This window comes from Acetobacter okinawensis JCM 25146 (genome assembly GCF_000613865.1).
Classification (GTDB): Bacteria; Pseudomonadota; Alphaproteobacteria; order Acetobacterales; family Acetobacteraceae; genus Acetobacter; species Acetobacter okinawensis.
The window spans coordinates 1-1,585 of the sequence record NZ_BAJU01000109.1; the positions used below are offsets into that span (position 1 = coordinate 1).

1 protein-coding gene and 2 pseudogenes are annotated in these 1,585 nt (G+C 64.4%); all 3 read right to left on the reverse strand.

The features are described 5' to 3' along the window. A partial coding sequence (locus JCM25146_RS20290; RefSeq protein WP_035373028.1) for a PmbA/TldA family metallopeptidase occupies positions 1-319 on the reverse strand: 319 nt, incomplete at its 3' end. Positions 320-417: 98 nt separating this feature from the next. After that, positions 418-1,112, reverse strand: a pseudogene (locus tag JCM25146_RS20295) (histidine phosphatase family protein). An 84-nt stretch (positions 1,113-1,196) separates the two neighbouring features. After that, a pseudogene (locus tag JCM25146_RS22690) lies at positions 1,197-1,585 on the reverse strand (hypothetical protein); the annotation flags it as partial.

A 1,585-nucleotide genomic window follows, 5' to 3' on the forward strand; every position in this document is an offset into this window, starting at 1 on the left:
CGCTCACCGCCCCGGCTGCACGCAGCAGGGAGGAGCGGCTCATCTCATCCGAATGGGCAAAGCCCGTCTCTTCTCCCAGAACCGCGCGCAGGCCAAAACCCGTGCTGGTGTTAAAGGAGGCGGAGCGGATGACCCCATCATCCAGAGCAATGGATTCGCTCTCGCGGTATTCAAGGAACAGTTCGCCATCATCCATGCCGTCCAGCGCCGTGCGGGTCAGCTTTTCGGCGTCATCGCGGTCAAGGCGGGCCTGCCCTTGGGTAAAGAACAACTGGTCTGTGGCGGCCAGCGCCCCGGCGTGTGAAGGAGAGAAAGACATGGACCAAAGCCCTCCGTCTGGGAAATATCCGTCTGGGAATAACGGCGGCCCGCATGGCCCGCCGCCTGTTGTGCCTGAATGCGCGAGGCTGGCGCGGGTCAGATACCCGGCAGTTCGTTAACCGTAACCACCCGCCAGCCCGTATCCAGCCGCTCAAGAATGGTGAGCGAGAGATTCTGAACCGAAAAATGCAGCGCTGTCTCGGCATGGATACGCAGCGCATGGGCCAGAGCTGCACGAATAACCCCACCATGAGCCACTGCCACAATATTACGCCCTGCGTGGGCTCTGGCCAGCCGGTCCAGCAGGCGGCCAACACGGCTACAGACCTCGATCACACTCTCCCCCCCCGGCGGCAGTCACTGGCCGCAACAGGCCAGAAAGGGTGTGGTGGCAGGGTCAGGTGGGCAGGCAGGGCATGGTATTCCAGCCCCTGCCATGCGCCCAGATTCTGTTCGATCAGGTCTGGTTCCACCGTAAGCGGGCGCGCACCGTAGCCTGCCTCCTCAATCGCCTGCGCCGTGCGCCGTGTGCGAGAGAGCGGGCTGATGAACCACTGCGCATCCTGCGGCAGGCGGGCCGCCAGCGCACGGTACATGGGCCGCTGGGCAATCAGACTATCGGGGCAGAGCGGCACGTCCATGCTGCCGTACATGCACATACGGGCATTTTCTTCCACCAGTGCGTGGCGGATCAGCCAGAAGCGGGTGATCCCCGTGGGCAGCTCTGGCCCATCCAGAAAATGCTCCTGAGAGGAGGATGAGGCTTTTTCGGCAATCATATGTTCGCTCATGCCCCTGTTGTGGAATCAGCTTTGCCCGAGTGCAAGAGGAGAAATGCCCAAACACCACGGCACCAGCAGGCCCGCAGGCTCCCCTTACCGGGCCATGACCTGCCTGAGCGAACCAGCCCCACGCGCCCCTGCCTGATCCGCCCCCACCGTATGGCCCACACCGGCCTCCCCCGCCTGTGCACAGGGTGCGTGTTCGGCACAGGCAAGCTCTGGCCAGTAACGCAGGATAAGCGCCAGCTTGGCCAACATCCGCACCACAGGATGTTCTGGCGGGGCCATACTCCCCTCCGCCGCGCCATACAGCCCCCCCGTGCCCGAGATATGCCGCGCGGAGGCCGAAACACGCAAAGCACCCAGCCCCTCTTCCACGCCATCCTCGGTTGTCAGGGCAACCGGCTGCCCCACATGGCATGGCAGCGCCGCAAGCGCCCGCTCCGCAGCAGGCAGGCCCACGGGCAGGTCGGCACTCAGGT